The organism is Micromonospora sediminimaris (assembly GCF_016863575.1).
GTDB classification, from domain to species: Bacteria; Actinomycetota; Actinomycetes; order Mycobacteriales; family Micromonosporaceae; genus Micromonospora; species Micromonospora sediminimaris.
Window position 1 is genome coordinate 1 of record NZ_BOPD01000035.1, and the last position, 16,448, is coordinate 16,448.

At 72.1% G+C, this 16,448-nt stretch carries 11 protein-coding genes; 9 read left to right on the forward strand and 2 right to left on the reverse strand.

The window, feature by feature from the left end:
• The first annotated feature begins 96 nt into the window (after window positions 1-96).
• The 9 genes from Vse01_RS24140 to Vse01_RS24180 all read left to right on the forward strand — a co-directional run bounded on the left by Vse01_RS24140 (window position 97) and on the right by Vse01_RS24180 (window position 13,407).
• On the forward strand, window positions 97-1,095 hold the full coding sequence (locus Vse01_RS24140) for a uroporphyrinogen decarboxylase/cobalamine-independent methonine synthase family protein (protein ID WP_093401792.1): 999 nt from the start codon (window positions 97-99) through the stop codon (window positions 1,093-1,095).
• Between the two features lie 36 nt (window positions 1,096-1,131).
• Complete coding sequence (locus Vse01_RS24145) at window positions 1,132-1,500, forward strand: VOC family protein (protein ID WP_170863289.1); 369 nt, start codon at window positions 1,132-1,134, stop codon at window positions 1,498-1,500.
• Between the two features lie 103 nt (window positions 1,501-1,603).
• Window positions 1,604-2,629 carry an ADP-ribosylglycohydrolase family protein gene (locus tag Vse01_RS24150; protein WP_093402039.1) on the forward strand — a complete coding sequence of 342 codons (1,026 nt, stop codon included), beginning with the start codon at window positions 1,604-1,606 and terminating at the stop codon, window positions 2,627-2,629.
• Between the two features lie 42 nt (window positions 2,630-2,671).
• Window positions 2,672-4,804: an NAD-dependent DNA ligase LigA gene (gene ligA, locus Vse01_RS24155; protein WP_093401790.1), complete on the forward strand. Its 2,133-nt coding sequence runs from the start codon at window positions 2,672-2,674 to the stop codon at window positions 4,802-4,804.
• A gap of 145 nt (window positions 4,805-4,949) precedes the next feature.
• On the forward strand, window positions 4,950-7,439 hold the full coding sequence (locus Vse01_RS24160) for a putative bifunctional diguanylate cyclase/phosphodiesterase (protein ID WP_093401789.1): 2,490 nt from the start codon (window positions 4,950-4,952) through the stop codon (window positions 7,437-7,439).
• 170 nt (window positions 7,440-7,609) lie between these two features.
• Window positions 7,610-7,915, forward strand: a complete 306-nt coding sequence (gene gatC, locus Vse01_RS24165; RefSeq protein ID WP_088995614.1) for an Asp-tRNA(Asn)/Glu-tRNA(Gln) amidotransferase subunit GatC — start codon at window positions 7,610-7,612, stop codon at window positions 7,913-7,915.
• Window positions 7,912-9,387: an Asp-tRNA(Asn)/Glu-tRNA(Gln) amidotransferase subunit GatA gene (gene gatA, locus Vse01_RS24170; protein ID WP_093401788.1), complete on the forward strand. Its 1,476-nt coding sequence runs from the start codon at window positions 7,912-7,914 to the stop codon at window positions 9,385-9,387. The genes gatC and gatA overlap by 4 nt, the downstream gene beginning before the upstream one ends.
• A gap of 13 nt (window positions 9,388-9,400) precedes the next feature.
• Window positions 9,401-10,900: an Asp-tRNA(Asn)/Glu-tRNA(Gln) amidotransferase subunit GatB gene (gene gatB, locus Vse01_RS24175; RefSeq protein ID WP_093401787.1), complete on the forward strand. Its 1,500-nt coding sequence runs from the start codon at window positions 9,401-9,403 to the stop codon at window positions 10,898-10,900.
• Between the two features lie 149 nt (window positions 10,901-11,049).
• Window positions 11,050-13,407 carry a thiamine pyrophosphate-binding protein gene (locus Vse01_RS24180; protein WP_093402038.1) on the forward strand — a complete coding sequence of 786 codons (2,358 nt, stop codon included), beginning with the start codon at window positions 11,050-11,052 and terminating at the stop codon, window positions 13,405-13,407.
• A 126-nt stretch (window positions 13,408-13,533) separates the two neighbouring features.
• On the opposite strand, the gene Vse01_RS24185 is transcribed toward Vse01_RS24180, so the two are convergent.
• A complete protein-coding gene (locus Vse01_RS24185) occupies window positions 13,534-15,147 on the reverse strand; it encodes a metallophosphoesterase family protein (protein ID WP_093401786.1) in 1,614 nt (537 codons plus the stop codon).
• A 66-nt stretch (window positions 15,148-15,213) separates the two neighbouring features.
• The gene (locus Vse01_RS24190) at window positions 15,214-16,377 is read right to left on the reverse strand and encodes a PQQ-dependent sugar dehydrogenase (RefSeq protein WP_093401785.1); all 1,164 of its coding nucleotides are present in this window, start codon (window positions 16,375-16,377) and stop codon (window positions 15,214-15,216) included.
• Window positions 16,378-16,448 lie beyond the last annotated feature (71 nt).

Sequence of the window (16,448 nt, forward strand, 5' to 3'; positions counted from 1 at the left end):
TTGCGGTATGTCGGGCCTTCCCGTCGCCGTGATCGCCCGACATACCGCAAGCCGTGACCTCGGCGAGGCCAGGATCGCGGGAGGTACCCTGCGGCGGTGAGTGATCAGGGGCTGCCATGGGGAGCGGGTGCGGCGACGGGGCTGGGATCGTTGCCGGGGGCCGACATCGCCGAGGCCCAGCGGATCGTTCTCGGTGAGCTACCCGACCTGCCCCATCTGCCGGAGCTGCCGGCCCGTGGGCCAGGCGCCGACGTGATCGGGCGTACCGGCGGTCTGCTTGTGGAGTTGCCGATCGAGCTGTACGCGGCGCGGTGGCGGGTGGCCCCGCGTCCCGGCCGTGACCTGCGTCGGGCCCGCGACCTGATGGAGCGCGACCTGGACCAGCTCGCCGAGCAGGCCGAGGAGTACGCCGGCCCACTCAAGATCCAGGCTGCCGGCCCGTTGACCCTGGCCGCCTCGATCGAGCTGCCGATCGGCGGTCGGATGCTGCGCGACCCCGGCGCGCTGCGGGATCTCGCCGGCTCGCTCGCCGAGGGGCTACGCGGCCACGTGGAGGCGGTCACCCGCCGGCTGCCGCGCGCTTCGGTGCTGCTCCAACTGGACGAACCGTCCCTGCCGGCGGTGCTGGCCGGCCGGATCCCCACCGAGAGCGGCCTCGGTGCCTACCGGGCGGTGGAGTCGGGCGACGCCCGTGCGTTGCTGAGTACGGTGATCGAGGCGGTCGGGGTGCCGACCGTGGTGCACTGCTGCGCCCCGCACGTGCCGCTGGACCTGCTCCGCACCACCGGAGCGGTCGGTGTCGCGCTCGACCTGAGCCTGCTGACCGACCTCGACCCGCTCGGCGAGGCGCTTGACGCCGGGTTCGGGCTGCTGGCCGGCGCCGCGCCGACGACGCCGACCGGTCGCCCGCCGACCTCCGCCGACCTCGCCGACCGGGTACGCACCCTATGGGACCGGCTCGGGTTTCCGCGCCGCCGGCTCGCCGAGCAGGTGGTGGTGACCCCCGCCTGCGGCCTGGCCGGGGCGGACGCGGCCTACGCCCGGGCGGTGCTCGCGGCCTGCCGGGACGCCGGGCGTCGGCTCTCCGAGGAGTGAGGTTTCTCGTCGTACCCGTGGGGCACCATGCTCGCCATGATTGGACAGCTGCGTTCGACGGTGATCGACTGTCCCGACCCGCGTGCGCTGGCCGGCTTCTACTCGGAGCTGCTCGGCCTGCCGCTGATCGAGGACAACTCCGACGGCAACGACTGGGTGGTGCTCGGCGGCCCGCCCGGCCACCTGCCCCGGCTGGCCTTCCAGCGGGCCCCCGAGCTGCGCCCGCCGGCCTGGCCCGATCCGGAACGGCCCCAGCAGTTCCACCTCGACGTGACGGTGGACGACATCGAGGCGGCGGAGCAGGCGGCCCTGGCCCTGGGCGCCCGCCGGCTACCCGGTGAGGGCGAGGGCTTCCGGGTCTACGCCGACCCGGCCGGGCACCCGTTCTGCCTCTGCTGGGACTGACCGCCCGGCCTGCCGGTGCCGACCTCAGCCGGGCCGGCAGGCCGACCGTGGTGGTCCGACCGGCCGCTCTGCGGACTTGCGGGCGACAGGCATCATCACGGTCATGATCAGCCCTGCGCCTCAGCGTGCCGCCGGCTCGCTCTTCGGGCTCGCCTTCGGTGACGCCCTCGGCAAACCCACCGAGTTCCTCACCGTCGCCGAGATCGACAGCCGGTACGGACCGACCGGCCCGCGTGAGCTGATCGGTGATCCGGTGCTGGTCACCGACGACACCCAGATGGCGTTGGCGGTGGGCTGGGCGCTGCACGACGCGCCGACGTACACCGCCGAGGCGGTGGAGCCGCTGCTGCGCCGCCGCTTCCTGGACTGGGCGGCCAGCCCGGACAACAACCGCGCGCCGGGGATGACCTGCCTGCGGGCCTGCGCCGAACTGTCCCGGGGCCTGCCCTGGCAGCAGGCGACCGAGGCCGGCTCGAAGGGGTGCGGTGCGAACATGCGGGTCACCCCGGTCGGGTTGCTCGACGTCGACCTGGACACCCTCGCCGGGCTGGCCCAGCTCCAGGCGGGCCTGACCCATGGACACCCCACCGGACTGGCGGCGAGCGAGCTGACCGCGTACGCCGTGCGGCTGCTGGTCGACGGTGCTCCGCTGGCCGACCTTCCCGGCCTGCTCTCCGCCCGGGCCCGGCAGCAGCGCACGGTCTACCGGGCCGACTGGCTGGGCGACCTGTGGCAACGGCCGGGCGAGCGGACGCCTGCGGAGTTCATCGCCCGTGGCTGGGACGAGTGCCTACTGGCGTTGGGTCGACTCGATGTGGCCCTGGCCGCCCCGGACGACGGCGACGACCCGTGTCGCGTCACCGGCGCGGGCTGGATCGCGGAGGAGGCTCTCACGGCGTCCCTGTACTGCGCACTCCGGCACCCGGACGCCCCGGTCGACGCGCTGGCCCGAGGTGCGCGGAGCACCGGTGACTCCGACTCGATCGCGGCCCTCGCCGGAGCCTTCGTCGGCGCGGCCAACGGGATGGCCGGCTGGCCGGTGGACTGGGCCGGCCGGATCGAGTACGCCGATCAACTCGCCGCGCTGGCCGCACGGTTGTCCCACCCGGGGACTACCGTGCGGGGGTAGCACGATCACGGGAGGTCGACAGCGGTGTCCGGAGGCGGCAGGGTGTCGGAGGAAGCGGTTCCCCAGCAGGTTGATGCGGCGCAGGAGGCCGCCGGCCCCGAGCCGACGCCGCAGGCGCGGGAGCGGCACACCACGCTCAGTCAGGAGCTGACCGAGCACCAGTACCGCTACTACGTGCTCGACGCGCCGACGATCTCCGACGCCGACTTCGACCGCCAACTGCGCGAGCTGGAGGCGCTGGAGGCGGAGTTCCCGGCGTTGCGCACCCCGGATTCACCGACCCAGCGGGTCGGCGGCACGTTCTCCACCGACTTCACTCCGGTCGCCCACGCCGAACGGATGATGTCGCTGGACAATGCCTTCGCCGACGAGGAGTTGGCCGCCTGGGCGGAGCGGGTCGAGCGGGACGCGGGTGGTCCGGCGCCCTACCTGTGCGAGCTGAAGGTCGACGGGCTGGCGATCAACCTCACCTACGAAGGCGGCCGGCTGGTTCGGGCGGCCACCCGCGGCGACGGCCGCACCGGCGAGGACGTCACCGCCAACGTGCGCAGCATCCGGGACGTGCCCGGTCGGCTGACCGACTCGGCGGAGTTCGGCCCGGCCCCCGATTTCATCGAGGTGCGGGGCGAGATCTACTTCCCGGTGGCCGCCTTCGCCGATCTCAACGCCGGCCTGGTCGAGCAGGGCAAGGCGCCCTTCGCCAACCCCCGCAACGCGGCGGCCGGCAGCCTGCGGCAGAAGGATCCACGGATCACCGCCTCCCGCCCGCTGCGCCTGGTGGTGCACGGCATCGGCGCCCGTCGCGGTTTCCAGCCGGCCACCCAGTCCGAGTCGTACGCGGCGTTGACGGCGTGGGGGCTGCCCACCAGCGACCGCTGGCGGGTGGTGCCCGACCTGGCCGGCGTCCGGGACTACATCGCGCACTACGCGGCGCACCGGCACGACGTCGAGCACGAGATCGACGGCGTGGTGGTGAAGGTCGACCCGGTGCCCATCCAGGGGCGGCTGGGTTCGACCAGCCGGGCACCACGCTGGGCGATCGCCTTCAAGTATCCGCCGGAGGAGGTCAACACCACCCTGCTCGACATCGAGGTCGAGGTCGGGCGGACCGGTCGGGTCACGCCCCGGGCGGTGCTCCAGCCGGTCCGGGTGGCCGGCTCCACCGTCGAGTACGCCACCCTGCACAACGCCCGCGAGGTCGAGCGCAAAGGGGTGCTGATCGGCGACACGGTGGTGATCCGCAAGGCCGGTGACGTGATCCCCGAGGTGCTCGGCCCGGTGGTCGACCTGCGTCCGCCGGACGCCCGGCCGTTCGTCATGCCGACCACCTGCCCGGCCTGCGGCACCCCGCTCGCTCCCGCGAAAGAGGGCGACGTCGACATCCGGTGCCCCAACTCGCGCAGCTGTCCGGCACAGTTGCGGGAGCGGGTGTTCCACCTGGCCGGGCGCGGCGCGTTCGACATCGAGGCGCTCGGCTACAAGAGCGGCGCCGCGCTGCTCGATGCGCAGATCATCACCGACGAGGGTGACCTGTTCTCGCTGGACGCCGAGCAGCTGGCCCGCGCGCCGTTCTTCGTCAACAAGGACGGCAGCCTCGGCAGCAACGCCGCCAAGCTGCTCGACAACCTCGCCACCGCCCGGGAACGTGACCTGTGGCGGGTGCTGGTGGCCCTCTCCATCCGGCACGTCGGCCCGACCGCCGCCCAGGCGCTGGCCCGACACTTCCGCTCGGTCGAGGCGATCGACCAGGCGACCGAGGAGGAACTCTCCTCAGTCGACGGTGTCGGTCCGACCATCGCCGCCAGCATCCGCGAGTGGTTCGCCGTCGACTGGCACCGCGAGGTGGTTCGGAAGTGGGCCGAGGCGGGCGTCCGCATGGCGGAGGCGGCGGTGCAGGAGGGGCCGCGCCCGCTGGAAGGGGTGACGGTGGTGGTCACCGGCACGCTCGGCGGTTTCTCCCGGGACCAGGCGGCCGAGGCGATCCAGTCCCGGGGTGGCAAGGTCAGCGGCTCGGTGTCGAAGAAGACGGGCTTCGTCGTGGTGGGCGACAACCCCGGCTCCAAAGCGGACAAGGCGGCCAGTCTGAAGGTGCCCGTGCTCGACGAGGAGGGTTTCCAGGTGCTCCTTGACGCCGGCCCCGAGGCGGCCCGGCAGGTCGCCCGCGTCGAGGAGTGATGATCTTTACGGCACTCTGCCGGATACCAACTTAATTACGACTACGACCGATTCGTGACTGTCGCGACGGGAAAGTGGGGGGTGGGGGCGTTTCATTGGGGCACGGCGCGTGGAACCACGGGCCGGTCTCGTGCCGGGAGGTGTGATGGAGTCGCCCGATCCGCGCAACCTCGTCCCGCCCGGGCGGACGGCGCAGTTCTCGACGTTTGTCGCGGCCGTACTCGTGGTGGCCCTGCTCGTCTCGGCGAACGGGCTGGTGTCGTTCGCTTCGGCCCTGCCCGACCTGCCGGCGGCGTTCTGGACGATGGCGGTGCTCGCCGTGGCCTGCGACGCCCGGCCCTTCCTGCCGCCCGGCCGGGGGCAGTCCTCCTCGGCCGTCTTTCCCTCGACCTGCTTCACGTTCGCGATCCTGCTCGGTTGGGGACTCGGCCCTGCGGTCGCGGTGCAGGCGGTCGCCGTCGTGGTGTCCGGGGTCCGGATGCGGCACGCGCCCTGGCGGACGGCCTTCAACGCCGGGCAGTACGCCTGCTCGCTGGCGGCGGCGTACGCGATCACCCGGCTCGGCCCCGGCGGGATCTACGACGGTGCGGCGCTGGGCTGGACCGACATCGCCGCGATTGGCGGCGCCGGGGTCGCCTGGTTCGCGGTCAACTACGGGTTGGTCACCACCGCGGTGCGGCTGCGCTTCGGTGAGCGGTGGTGGCCCAACGCCTGGCACGGCCTGCCCTTCGAACTGCTCTCCACCGGGTCGTTGCTGCTGCTCGCGCCGGTGCTGGTCACCGCCGCCAGGGCAAGCGCCGCCCTGGTGCCACTGGTGCTGGTGCCGCTGTTCGCGGTCTACCGGATGGCCCGGCTCACCGTGGAGCAGCACCAGTTGGCCGCGCTCGACCCGCTCACCGGGCTACCCAACCGCAAGGCGTTGCTGGCTGAGGTCAACGAGCAGGTGCACCGGCACGCCGAGCGGGCCGCCCGAGGAGAGCCCGAAACACGCCTCGCCCTCCTCCTGATCGACCTGGACCGGTTCAAGAACGTCAACGACGCGCTCGGCCACGCGGTCGGCGACCGGCTGCTGGTGGAGGTGAGCGCCCGGTTGACCGACGTGGTCGCGCCGCCGCAGATGGTCGCCCGGCTCGGCGGCGACGAGTTCGCGATCGTGATGACCGGGCTCACCGATGTCAGCGAGGCCCGTTCGCTGGCCGACCAGGTCGTCCAGGCCCTCGCCGAGCCGGTGCCGCTGGACGGGCTGCCGCTGGATGTCGGCGGCTCCATCGGCATCGCCCTGTTTCCGGATCACGGCGAGGACTTCGCCACCCTGATGCGGCACGCGGACGTCGCCATGTACGACGCGAAGCACCGCAACGACACCGTCGCCGTCTACACCGCCGAGTCCGACCACAACTCCGCCGAGCGGTTGGCGCTCCTGGCCGACCTGCGCCGGGTGCTGGAGGTCGGTGCCTCGGGTCGAGCCGACGGGTCCGCGCCGGCCGAGGCGACCGCCGCCCGCCCCGTCGACCAGGCGACCGGCAACCCGCGACCCACCGTCCGCGGCGGGGACGGCGCGGTGCTGCCCACCTCCGGGCCGTCGGAGGAGCCGGTCGGCATCCGATGGTGGAGCCGGCGGCGACGTCGTCCCCGGGTGCTGCACCATGACGACGAGCTGATCGCCCGGATCATCACCGGCGCGGACCCGACCCTGCGCCGGGCGGCCCGCGACGTGGGATCGGATGCTGTGACGGCAGACGGCACGGGTTGGCCCGGGGCGCATGACGGTGGCCAGCCGCAGCTCGGCGGCGGAGCGGATCCCGCAGTCCCGACCGCCGACGACCGCTCCGGTGCCGAGCCGGCAACGGACGCGGGCGAAATCATGATGTATTACCAGCCGCAGGTCGCCATCGCCACCGGCGAGGTGGTCGGGGTGGAGGCCCTGCTGCGCTGGCGGCACCCGCGCCGGGGGATGGTCGACCCGGAGGAACTGATCCGGGTCGCCGAGCAGAGCGCGGTGATGCGGCTGCTCACCCGTCGGGTCGTCGACGACGTGGTGGAGCAGCTCGCCAAGTGGTCGGCGGCCGGCCTCGGGCTGCGGGCGGCGTTGAACGTCAGCGTACGGGACCTGCACACCGGCGAGATCGCCGACCAGATCGCCGACCGGCTCGCCCGCTACGGCGTGGCACCGGAGCGACTGCAACTGGAGATCACCGAGGGCGCGCTGATGGCCGACCCGCGTCGGGTGCTGACCACCATCACCCGGCTGCACCGGATCGGGGTGGGCATCGCGCTGGACGACTTCGGCACCGGCTACTCCAGCCTTCAGCACCTGCGCCGGCTGCCGCTGTCGGAGGTGAAGGTCGACCGCTCGTTCGTCCTCGGCATGACCGAGGACACCGACGACGCGGCGATCGTCCGCTCCACGATCGAGCTGGCCAAGGCGTTGGGGCTGCGGGTGGTGGCCGAGGGCGTGGAGGACGAGCGGACCTGGCGGATGCTGCACGCGGCCGGCTGCGACGCCGCCCAGGGCTGGTTCTACGCCCGGCCGATGCCGGCGGAGGAACTGGTCGCCTGGCTGGCCCGGTACCGTCCGCTGCGGCCACTCGGCGGCCACGACGAGGCGGAGATCCCCCGCCGGCACGCCCGCTGATCCCACGGCGCCGGTCGGGCCGGGACCAGCCGGTCGGGCCGGCGCTCGGGGAGGCGGCAACGGCCCGCCGAGCGGGAAACAATAGACTCGCTGCGGTCACCGCGCGTCGCGTACCCGGCAGCGGTGGGCGCAGGTCAGGCAGACGCAGCACAGCCACGAAGGGGGCACCGATGGCCGCCATCTCCCGCGAGGAGGTCGCGCACCTGGCGCGACTGTCGCGGCTCGCCGTGACAGAGGAGGAGTTGGACACCTTCGCCGGTCAGCTCGACGTGATCCTCCAAGCGGTCGCGCAGGTGGGCGAGGTCGCCGCCGCGGACATCCCGCCGACCTCCCACTCGGTGCCACTGACGAACGTGCTCCGCGAGGACGTCGTGACGCCCTGCCTGACTCCCGAGGAAGCGTTGTCGGGTGCCCCCGACGCGGAGGAGCAGCGGTTCCGCGTACCGCGGATTCTGGACGAGGATGTGGCCTCATGACCGACGTCACCGCAATGACCGCGACGCAGATCGCGGGGCTCGTCGCCACCGGCGCGGCTTCCGCCGTCGAGGTCACCCAGGCCCACCTGGACCGGATCGCCGCGGTCGACGGCCGGGTCAACGCCTTCCTGCACGTCGACACCGACGGCGCGCTCGCCGCCGCCCGCGACATCGACGCCCGCCGGGCGGCCGGTGAGGAACTGGGGCCGCTGGCCGGTGTGCCGGTCGCGGTCAAGGACGTCCTCACCACCAAGGGCGTGCCGACCACCGTCGGGTCGAAGATCCTTGAGGGCTGGCGTCCGCCGTACGACTCGACGATCGTGGAACGGCTGCGCGCCGCCGGCACGGTGATGCTCGGCAAGACCAACATGGACGAGTTCGCCATGGGCTCCTCGACGGAATACTCGGCGTACGGGCCGAGCCGCAACCCGTGGGACACCGACCGCATCCCGGGTGGATCCGGCGGGGGGAGCGCGGCGGCGCTCGCCGCGTACGAGGCGCCGCTGGCGATCGGTTCGGACACCGGTGGCTCGATCCGTCAGCCCGGCGCGGTGACCGGCACCGTCGGCGCGAAACCCACCTACGGCGGCACCTCCCGGTACGGGCTGGTGGCCTTCTCCTCCTCGCTGGACACTCCCGGCCCGTGCGCCCGTACCGTGCTCGACGCGGCGTTGCTGCACGCGGCGATCGGCGGGCACGACCCGCGTGACTCCACCTCCATCCCGGCACCGGTGCCGGACGTGGTGGCCGCGGCCAAGCTCGGCGCGACCGGCGACCTGAGCGGCGTACGGCTGGGCATCGTCACCGAGTTCGGCGGCGAGGGCGCGGAGCCGGGCGTGACGGCCGCCTTCAACGAGGCCGTCGACACGCTTACCAAACTCGGCGCGGAGATCGTCGAGATCTCCTGCCCGCACTTCCGGTACGCGCTCCCGGCGTACTACCTGATCGCGCCCAGCGAGTGCTCCTCGAACCTGGCCCGCTTCGACGGTGTCCGGTTCGGGTTGCGGACCGGCGACGACGGCAACCGGTCGCTGGAGGAGGTCATGTCGCTGACCCGGGAGGCCGGCTTCGGCCCCGAGGTCAAGCGGCGCATCATGCTCGGCACGTACGCGCTCTCCTCGGGCTACTACGACGCCTACTACGGGCAGGCGCAGAAGGTGCGTACGCTGATCACCCGCGACTTCACCGCGGCGTTCGAGCGGGTCGACGCGCTGATCTCGCCGACCACCCCGTTCGTCGCCTTCCCGCTCGGCGCGCGTACCTCCGACCCGTACCAGATGTACCTGGCCGACCTGTTCACCATCCCGAGCAACCTGTACGGCGGGCCGGGCATCTCCGTGCCGTGCGGGCTTTCCGACGGGCTGCCGGTCGGACTTCAGGTGATGGCCCCGACGCTTGCCGACGACCGGATGTACCGGGTCGCCGCCGCGTTGGAGAGCGCCGTCGGCACGTTCACCCCACCGGCACTGTGAGGCAGGAGCACAGATGACCACGACACTGCCCGCGTACGACGAGGTCGTCGCGCGCTACGAGCCGGTGATCGGCCTGGAGACCCACGTCGAGCTGGGCACGAACACCAAGATGTTCTGCGGTTGCCCGACCGACTTCGGCGGCGAGCCGAACACCCGCGTCTGCCCGGTCTGCCTGGGGCTGCCCGGCTCGCTGCCGGTGGCGAACAAAGCGGCGATCGAGGCGACCATCCGGATCGGCCTGGCGCTGAACTGCTCCATCGCGACCTGGTGCCGGTTCGCCCGGAAGAACTACTTCTACCCGGACATGCCGAAGAACTTCCAGATCAGTCAGTACGACGAGCCGCTCTGCGTCGACGGTTACCTGGACGTCGAGGTCAACGGCGAGACGGTGCGGATCGGCATCGAGCGGGTGCACCTGGAGGAGGACACCGGCAAGACGCTGCACGTCGGCGGCGCCACCGGCCGGATCCACGGCGCGACCGAGTCGCTCGTCGACTACAACCGGGCCGGCATTCCGCTCGTGGAGATCGTCACCAAGCCGATCCCGGGCACCGCTGCGCTGGCGCCCGAGGTGGCGCGCGCGTACGTCACCGAGCTGCGGGACGTGATCCGCAGCCTGGGCGTCTCCGACGTACGCATGGAGGAAGGCTCGCTGCGGTGTGACGTGAACACCTCACTTAACCTGCCCGGTCAGGAGTGGGGCACGCGTACCGAGACCAAGAACGTCAACTCGCTGCGGTCGGTCGAGCGGGCGGTCCGCTCGGAGATGCTGCGCCAGGCCGCCGTACTCGACGCCGGTGGCCGGATCACCCAGGAGACCCGGCACTTCCACGAGGACACCGGGGACACCACCCCCGGCCGGTCCAAGGAGACCGCCACCGACTACCGCTACTTCCCCGAGCCGGATCTGGTGCCCCTCGCGCCGGACCCGGCCTGGGTGGCCGAGCTGAAGGCCGCCCTGCCGGAGTTGCCCCGGCTGCACCGCCGTCGCCTTCAGCAGGCGTGGGGCCTGTCGGACGCGGACATGCAGTCGGTGCTGAACGCCGGTGCTGTCGAGTTGATCGAGGCCACCGTGGCAGCCGGTGCGACACCGGCCGCGGCCCGCAAGTGGTGGCTGGGCGAGCTGTCCCGGCGGGCCAACGAGTCGGGTGTGGAACTGGCCGACATCGGGGCCACCCCGGCCCAGGTCGCCGAGTTGCAGGGCCTGGTCGACGCCGGGAAGCTCAACGACAAGCTGGCCCGCACCGTGCTGGAGGGCGTGGTCGCCGGTGAGGGTTCACCGACCGAGATCATGACCAACCGCAGGCTGGAGGTCGTCTCCGACACCGGCGCGCTGACCGCGGCGGTGGACGAGGCGATCGCCGCCAACCCGGCCATCGCCGACAAGGTCCGCAGCGGCAAGGTGGCCGCGGCCGGTGCCCTGGTCGGCGCGGTCATGAAGACCACCCGGGGCCAGGCCGACGCCCAGACCGTCCGCACCCTGATCCTGGAGCGTCTCGGCGTCTCAGCCTGACCAACCCACCAACCCACCAACCCACCAACCCGAGTTGATCATGAGGTTGGCGGCATTTGTCGATCTTCAAACTGCCGCCAACCTCATGATCAACGAGGTGCGCCACCCCTCGCGAGGACGTCAATGGGGACGTCTGGATGGAGTTCACCGTGGACCAGCGTGATCTTGATGTGCTTGATGAGATTCAGCGGCGGGTGTTGTGGCTCGCCACTCGGATCGTGGACGCGGCGAATCATGATCGCGGTGCTGGTGACGGGGTGAAGGTCGGTGGGCACCAGGCGTCAAGCGCCTCGCTTGTCACCGCGATGACCGCGCTGTGGTTCGCCCACCTCAACGCCGAGGACCGGGTCGCGGTCAAGCCGCACGCTTCCCCGGTCTTCCACGCCATCCAGTACCTGCTGGGCAACCTGGACCGGTCGTACCTGCCCCGGCTGCGGGCGCGGGGCGGGCTCCAGTCGTACCCGTCGCGGACCAAGGACCCGGACGAGGTGGACTTCTCCACCGGCTCGGTGGGGCTCGGCGCCGCCGCGCCGCTCTTCGCCGCGGTGACCCGGCGCTACGTCGACGCCCACTTCGGGGCGCGGCCGCACTCCCGGTTCGTCGCCCTGATCGGTGACGCCGAACTCGACGAGGGCAACATCTGGGAGGCCGTCGCCGACCCGGCCACCACCGGGCTCGGAAACGTGATGTGGGTGGTCGACTTCAACCGGCAGTCGCTGGACCGGGTCGTCCCCGGAGTGCGGATCGACCAGTGGCGCGGCCAGTTCGAGGCCGCCGGCTGGCACGTCGTCGAGGTGAAGTACGGCCGCCGGCTCGCCGAGGCGTACGACCGGCCGGGCGGGGCGGCGCTGCGCAACTGGATCGACGCGATGCCGAACGAGCAGTACCAGTCGCTGTTCGGGCTGACCGGCCCGGCGCTGCGCAAGCAGTTCCTGGACGGTGCCCCCGAGGGCATCGCGGCATTGATCGCCGACGTCTCCGACGCCGACCTCGGCCCGCTCGTCACCGACCTGGGCGGGCACGACCTGGCGGCGCTGCTCGACGCGTACGCCCAGTGCGACGCGGTGACCGACCGCCCGAGCGTGGTGTTCGCGTACACCGTCAAGGGTTGGGGGTTGCCGATCGCCGGCAACCCGCGCAACCACTCCGCCCTGCTGACCAGCGAACAGGTCGACGCGTTGCGCGCCGCGCAGGGGTTGACCCGGGACACCGAATGGGACCGGCTCGACCCGGCGTCGCCGGCCGGGATCCGGGCCGGGCAGCGCCGGGAGGCGCTGTCCCGCGCGCCCCGCGAGCGTGCGCTCGGGGTCACCGTGCCCCAAGCCACGAACGTACGCGCCAACAAGCCGATCTCCACCCAGGAGGTCTTCGGCCGGGTGCTTGTCGACCTGGCCCGCGATCCACAGGTGGGCCGGTACCTCGTCACCACCGCGCCGGACGTGGCCACCTCCACAAACCTGGCCGGGTTCATCAACAAGACCGGCGTGTTCGCCCCCACCGCCCAGCGTTCCTGGTCCGAGGACCGGATGCTGCGCTGGACGGAAAGCCCCGAGGGCCAGCACATCGAGCTGGGCATCTCCGAGATGAACCTGTTCCTGCTGCTCGGCCAGCTCGGCCTGGCCTGGGACCTCTCCGGGCAGCCGCTGCTGCCGGTCGGCACCGTCTACGACCCGTTCGTGCTGCGCGGGCTGGACGCCTTCCTCTACGGCACCTACTCGGGTGCCCGCTTCGTCGTCGCGGGTACCCCGTCCGGGGTCACTCTCGCGCCGGAGGGTGGCGCCCACCAGTCGACCATCACCGCGAGCGTGGGCCTGGAACTGCCCGGGGTGACATTCGTCGAGCCCGCGTACGCGGCAAGCCTCGACTGGCTGCTCTGCGACGCGTTCGGGCACATGGCCGGTACGGTTCGGCCGACGACGACTGCGGTGCCGGCCGAGGACGGGGCGTACTACTTCCGGCTCAGCACCCGGCCGGTGGACCAGGCGCCGTTCGAGGCGGCCCGGGCCCGGCTCGGTGACGCGGTACTCCGCCGGCAGGTGCTCGCCGGGGCGTACCGGTTGGTCGACGCTCACCAGGCGTACCCGCACCTGGCAGACGCGCCGACTGTGCAACTGGCCGCCTCCGGGGCGGTGCTGCCCGAGGTGCTGGCCGCGGCGGCGGAACTGGCCGACGAGGGGGTCGCGGCCCACGTGGTGGACGTGACCAGCCTGGATCGCCTCTACCGGGCGTGGCAGCGCACCCTGCGTCAGGGCGTACGCACGGCGACCGTGCCGAGCGTGCCGGGCGCGCTGCGGTCCGCCTTCGCCGACCGGGTGCCGGTGGTGACCGTGCACGACGCCGCCTCGCACGCCATGGCCTGGCTCGGCTCGGCGGTCGGTGCCTCCGCGGTGCCGCTCGGCGTCGACGAGTTCGGCCAGTCCGGCAGCGTCCACGACCTCTACGACCTGCACGACCTCCTCCCCGGCAGCATCGTCAACGCCGCCCTAGCCGCCCTCTCCCTCCGCTAACCCCCCACCCCCCACCCCCCCTGCTCCGTTGATCAAGAAGTTTTCGTCATGGTGGAGCGCTCTCCCAGGCGAAAACTTCTTGATCAACGGGGTGAATGGGGGCGGGGCCGGGGGGCTGGGTGGGGGTTAGCGGGTGGGGGTGGGGGTGGGGGAGATGGTGGTGGGGGTTGGGGTTGGGGTGGCGCCCAGGGGGGTGGTGGGGGGAGGGGCGATGACGGTGCGTTCGAGGTTGACCTGGGCCTGGCCGGTGCCGCCCACGGTGATGTCGTCGTACGCCTGGAGACGCTTCTCCTGGTCGAAGTAGAGCACCGTCATCGCCAGCGGGGTCGGCTCCTCCTGCTCCAGCCCGCGCAACCCGGCACCGCCGGTGGAACCCTGCACCATCAGCGTGGTGGGCTGCTGGCCGGGCACCTCCGGCAGCGTGTTGATCTGCCGGTCGTGGGTGTGCCCGGCGAGCACCAGCGGGCAGGTGCCGGAGAGCGGGCCGGCGGCGGCCGGGTCGTGCACCAGCGCGATGTCGACCGGTCGGGGAGAGCTGCGAATCGTGGTGGCGAGCTTCTCGCCCGTCGTGATCAACTCGTCGGCGGTGGGTTGGCTCAGCCCACCGCTGGCCGGCGAGGTGCTCTTGTCCGGGGTGAAGCGGGGGTCACCGATGCCGGCGATGGTCAGCCCAGCGACGGTGGTCGTGGTGTTGTCAAGCACGACCGCGTTGGGTTGGCGGGCCACCGCCGCCGCCGTACGCCCCGAGTCGTGGTTGCCCCGGATGTAGACGTACGGCTTCTCCAGCAGGCTGATCGAGCCGACGTACGACGCCTCCGGCTCGCTGCCCCAGTCGGTGATGTCGCCGGTGTCGATCACCACGTCGATGCCGAACTGCTCGGTCACGGTCCGGATGATCTGCCAGGCGCTCGGGTTCAGATGCAGGTCGGAGATGTGCAGCACCCGGGTGGTGCCCGGGTCCGGCTCGTACACCGGCAGCGCCGACACCGTCGTGTACAGCTGGGTGACGTTGCCGATGAGCCGCTGGAGCTGCTCGGCGTACCGGGTGTAGTCGTCGGCGATCTTACGCACGTCGCCGACGATCGCCGGGGCGTTGACAAGCAGTCCCTCGTACCGGGGCTCCTCGATCGACTGGGGTCGGATGGTCGCCGCGGCGGTGCCCAGGCTGCCGGCCGTGATCAGCAGCGCCAGCCCGCCGGCCCAGGCCGCCCGTCGGGTGTCCCGGAACACCAGCAGCGCCAGCACCAGGGTGGCCAGTACGGCGGAACCGACAGTGCGCAGCCCGAGCCGCATCACCCCCTCCCGGACCTCGTCGACCGCCGACTGGGTGGCCCGGTTGAGGCTCGCCGGATCGTCGATCAGCGCCTCGACCCGGCTCTGCTCCAACGCGCCCAGCTCCACGGTCAGCTGGGTCGGCCCGCCGTGACTGTCCAGCAGCAGCGAGCCCAGCGGCGGGATGTTGACGGTGGTACCGCCGTCGGTCGTCGGCGACACGGAGAGCCGAGCGTGGAACGGCCCGATGTCGGTGCCCACGTTCCCGCCCGCCACCACACCGGCGAGCACACCGACAAGCGTCACGACCAGGATGGCCACGGCCACGGCGAAGCGGCGCAGGCCCAGCCGCCACCCGCCGTCGGGATGCGATGCCGAGCGTCGCGTCAGTGGGAAACGGCGCGGCCGACCAGGGGGCGTCTTCCCGTCCCGATCGCGGCGCGGCTCGTCGTTCTGCTGACCGTCCATGCTGAGATTCTGACCTGCCCGCCGAAGGATCTTGGCAAACCTGGAATGTCGCGTCGGGCGACCGACTCAGCTGCGCCCGGCACCGCCACCGGCGAAGACCAGACGCAGCAGCCGGTCGTCCTCGGGCGCCGGCCGGCCCCGCCCGTCGTGGTTGGAGGTGCCGACCCAGAGCGAACCGTCCGGCGCGGCGGCGATCCCGCGCAGCCGACCGTACCGCTCGGTCAGCAGTGCCTGCGGCTGGCCGAGGACCGTGCCGGTCTCGGTCAGCTCGACCAGCCAGAGCCGCTGACCGCGCAGGCAGGCGGTGGCGAGCATCCGTTCCACCGTGGCCAGGCCGGAGCAGGACGCCTCGTCGGTCGACCACTGCACGATCGGGTCGACGTACCGCTCGTCGTCGCCGCGTCCCTCGACCTCGGGCCAGCCGTAGTTCTTGCCCTTGGTGATCTGGTTGATCTCGTCCCAGGTGTTCTGGCCGAACTCGACGGCGTACATCCGGTCGCCGGACCAGGCGATGCCCTGCACGTTGCGGTGACCGAGGGACCAGACCGGGGAGTCCGGGAAGGGATTTCCGGGAGCCGGCTTCCCATCCGGCGTGATCCGCAGGATCTTGCCGCCGAGCTGCTTGACGTCCTGCGACTGGTCGGTGTCCCCCGCGTCGCCGGTGCTGGCGTAGAGCTGCCCGTCGGGACCGAACGCCAGGCCGCCCCCGTTGTGGATGCCCGCCTTGGGGATGCCGGTGAGGATCGGCTTCGGCTCCTCACCGAGTCGCAGCCGGGCCACGCGGTTGTCCCGTTCGGCGGTGTAGTAGACGAACACCGTGCGGTCCTGGGCGAACTCCGGGGAGACCGCGATGCCCAGCAGGCCGCCCTCACCCGAGGCGACCACGTCGCCGATGGTCTGCACCTCGGTGATCTTCAGGCCGTCCGCGGTCGACTCCGGGCCGACCTGGACGATGCGGCCACTGTCGCGTTCGGTGACCAGGGCGCCGCCGTCGGGTAGGAAGGCGATCCCCCACGGCACCCGCAGCCCTTGGGCGAGCACGGTGGCGACAACCTCCTGGTCGCCGTTGTCCGCGGTGATCGTCGGGCTGGGCAGGTTCGGTGGCGCGCCGGCCGGGTCGGGTTCCGGGTCACCGAGGCTGCAACCGCTGGCAACGAGCAGCAGCGTCGCGCAGGACGCCACGAGGGCGGCACGAATCTGACGGGCGCGGAGGTACGGGGGAGCGCTCACCCGCCCCAGAGTAGCCCGCCGGGGCCGGGCCCGTGGAAGGCGACGCCGTGCTGCCCCCCATCGGCTGGTCG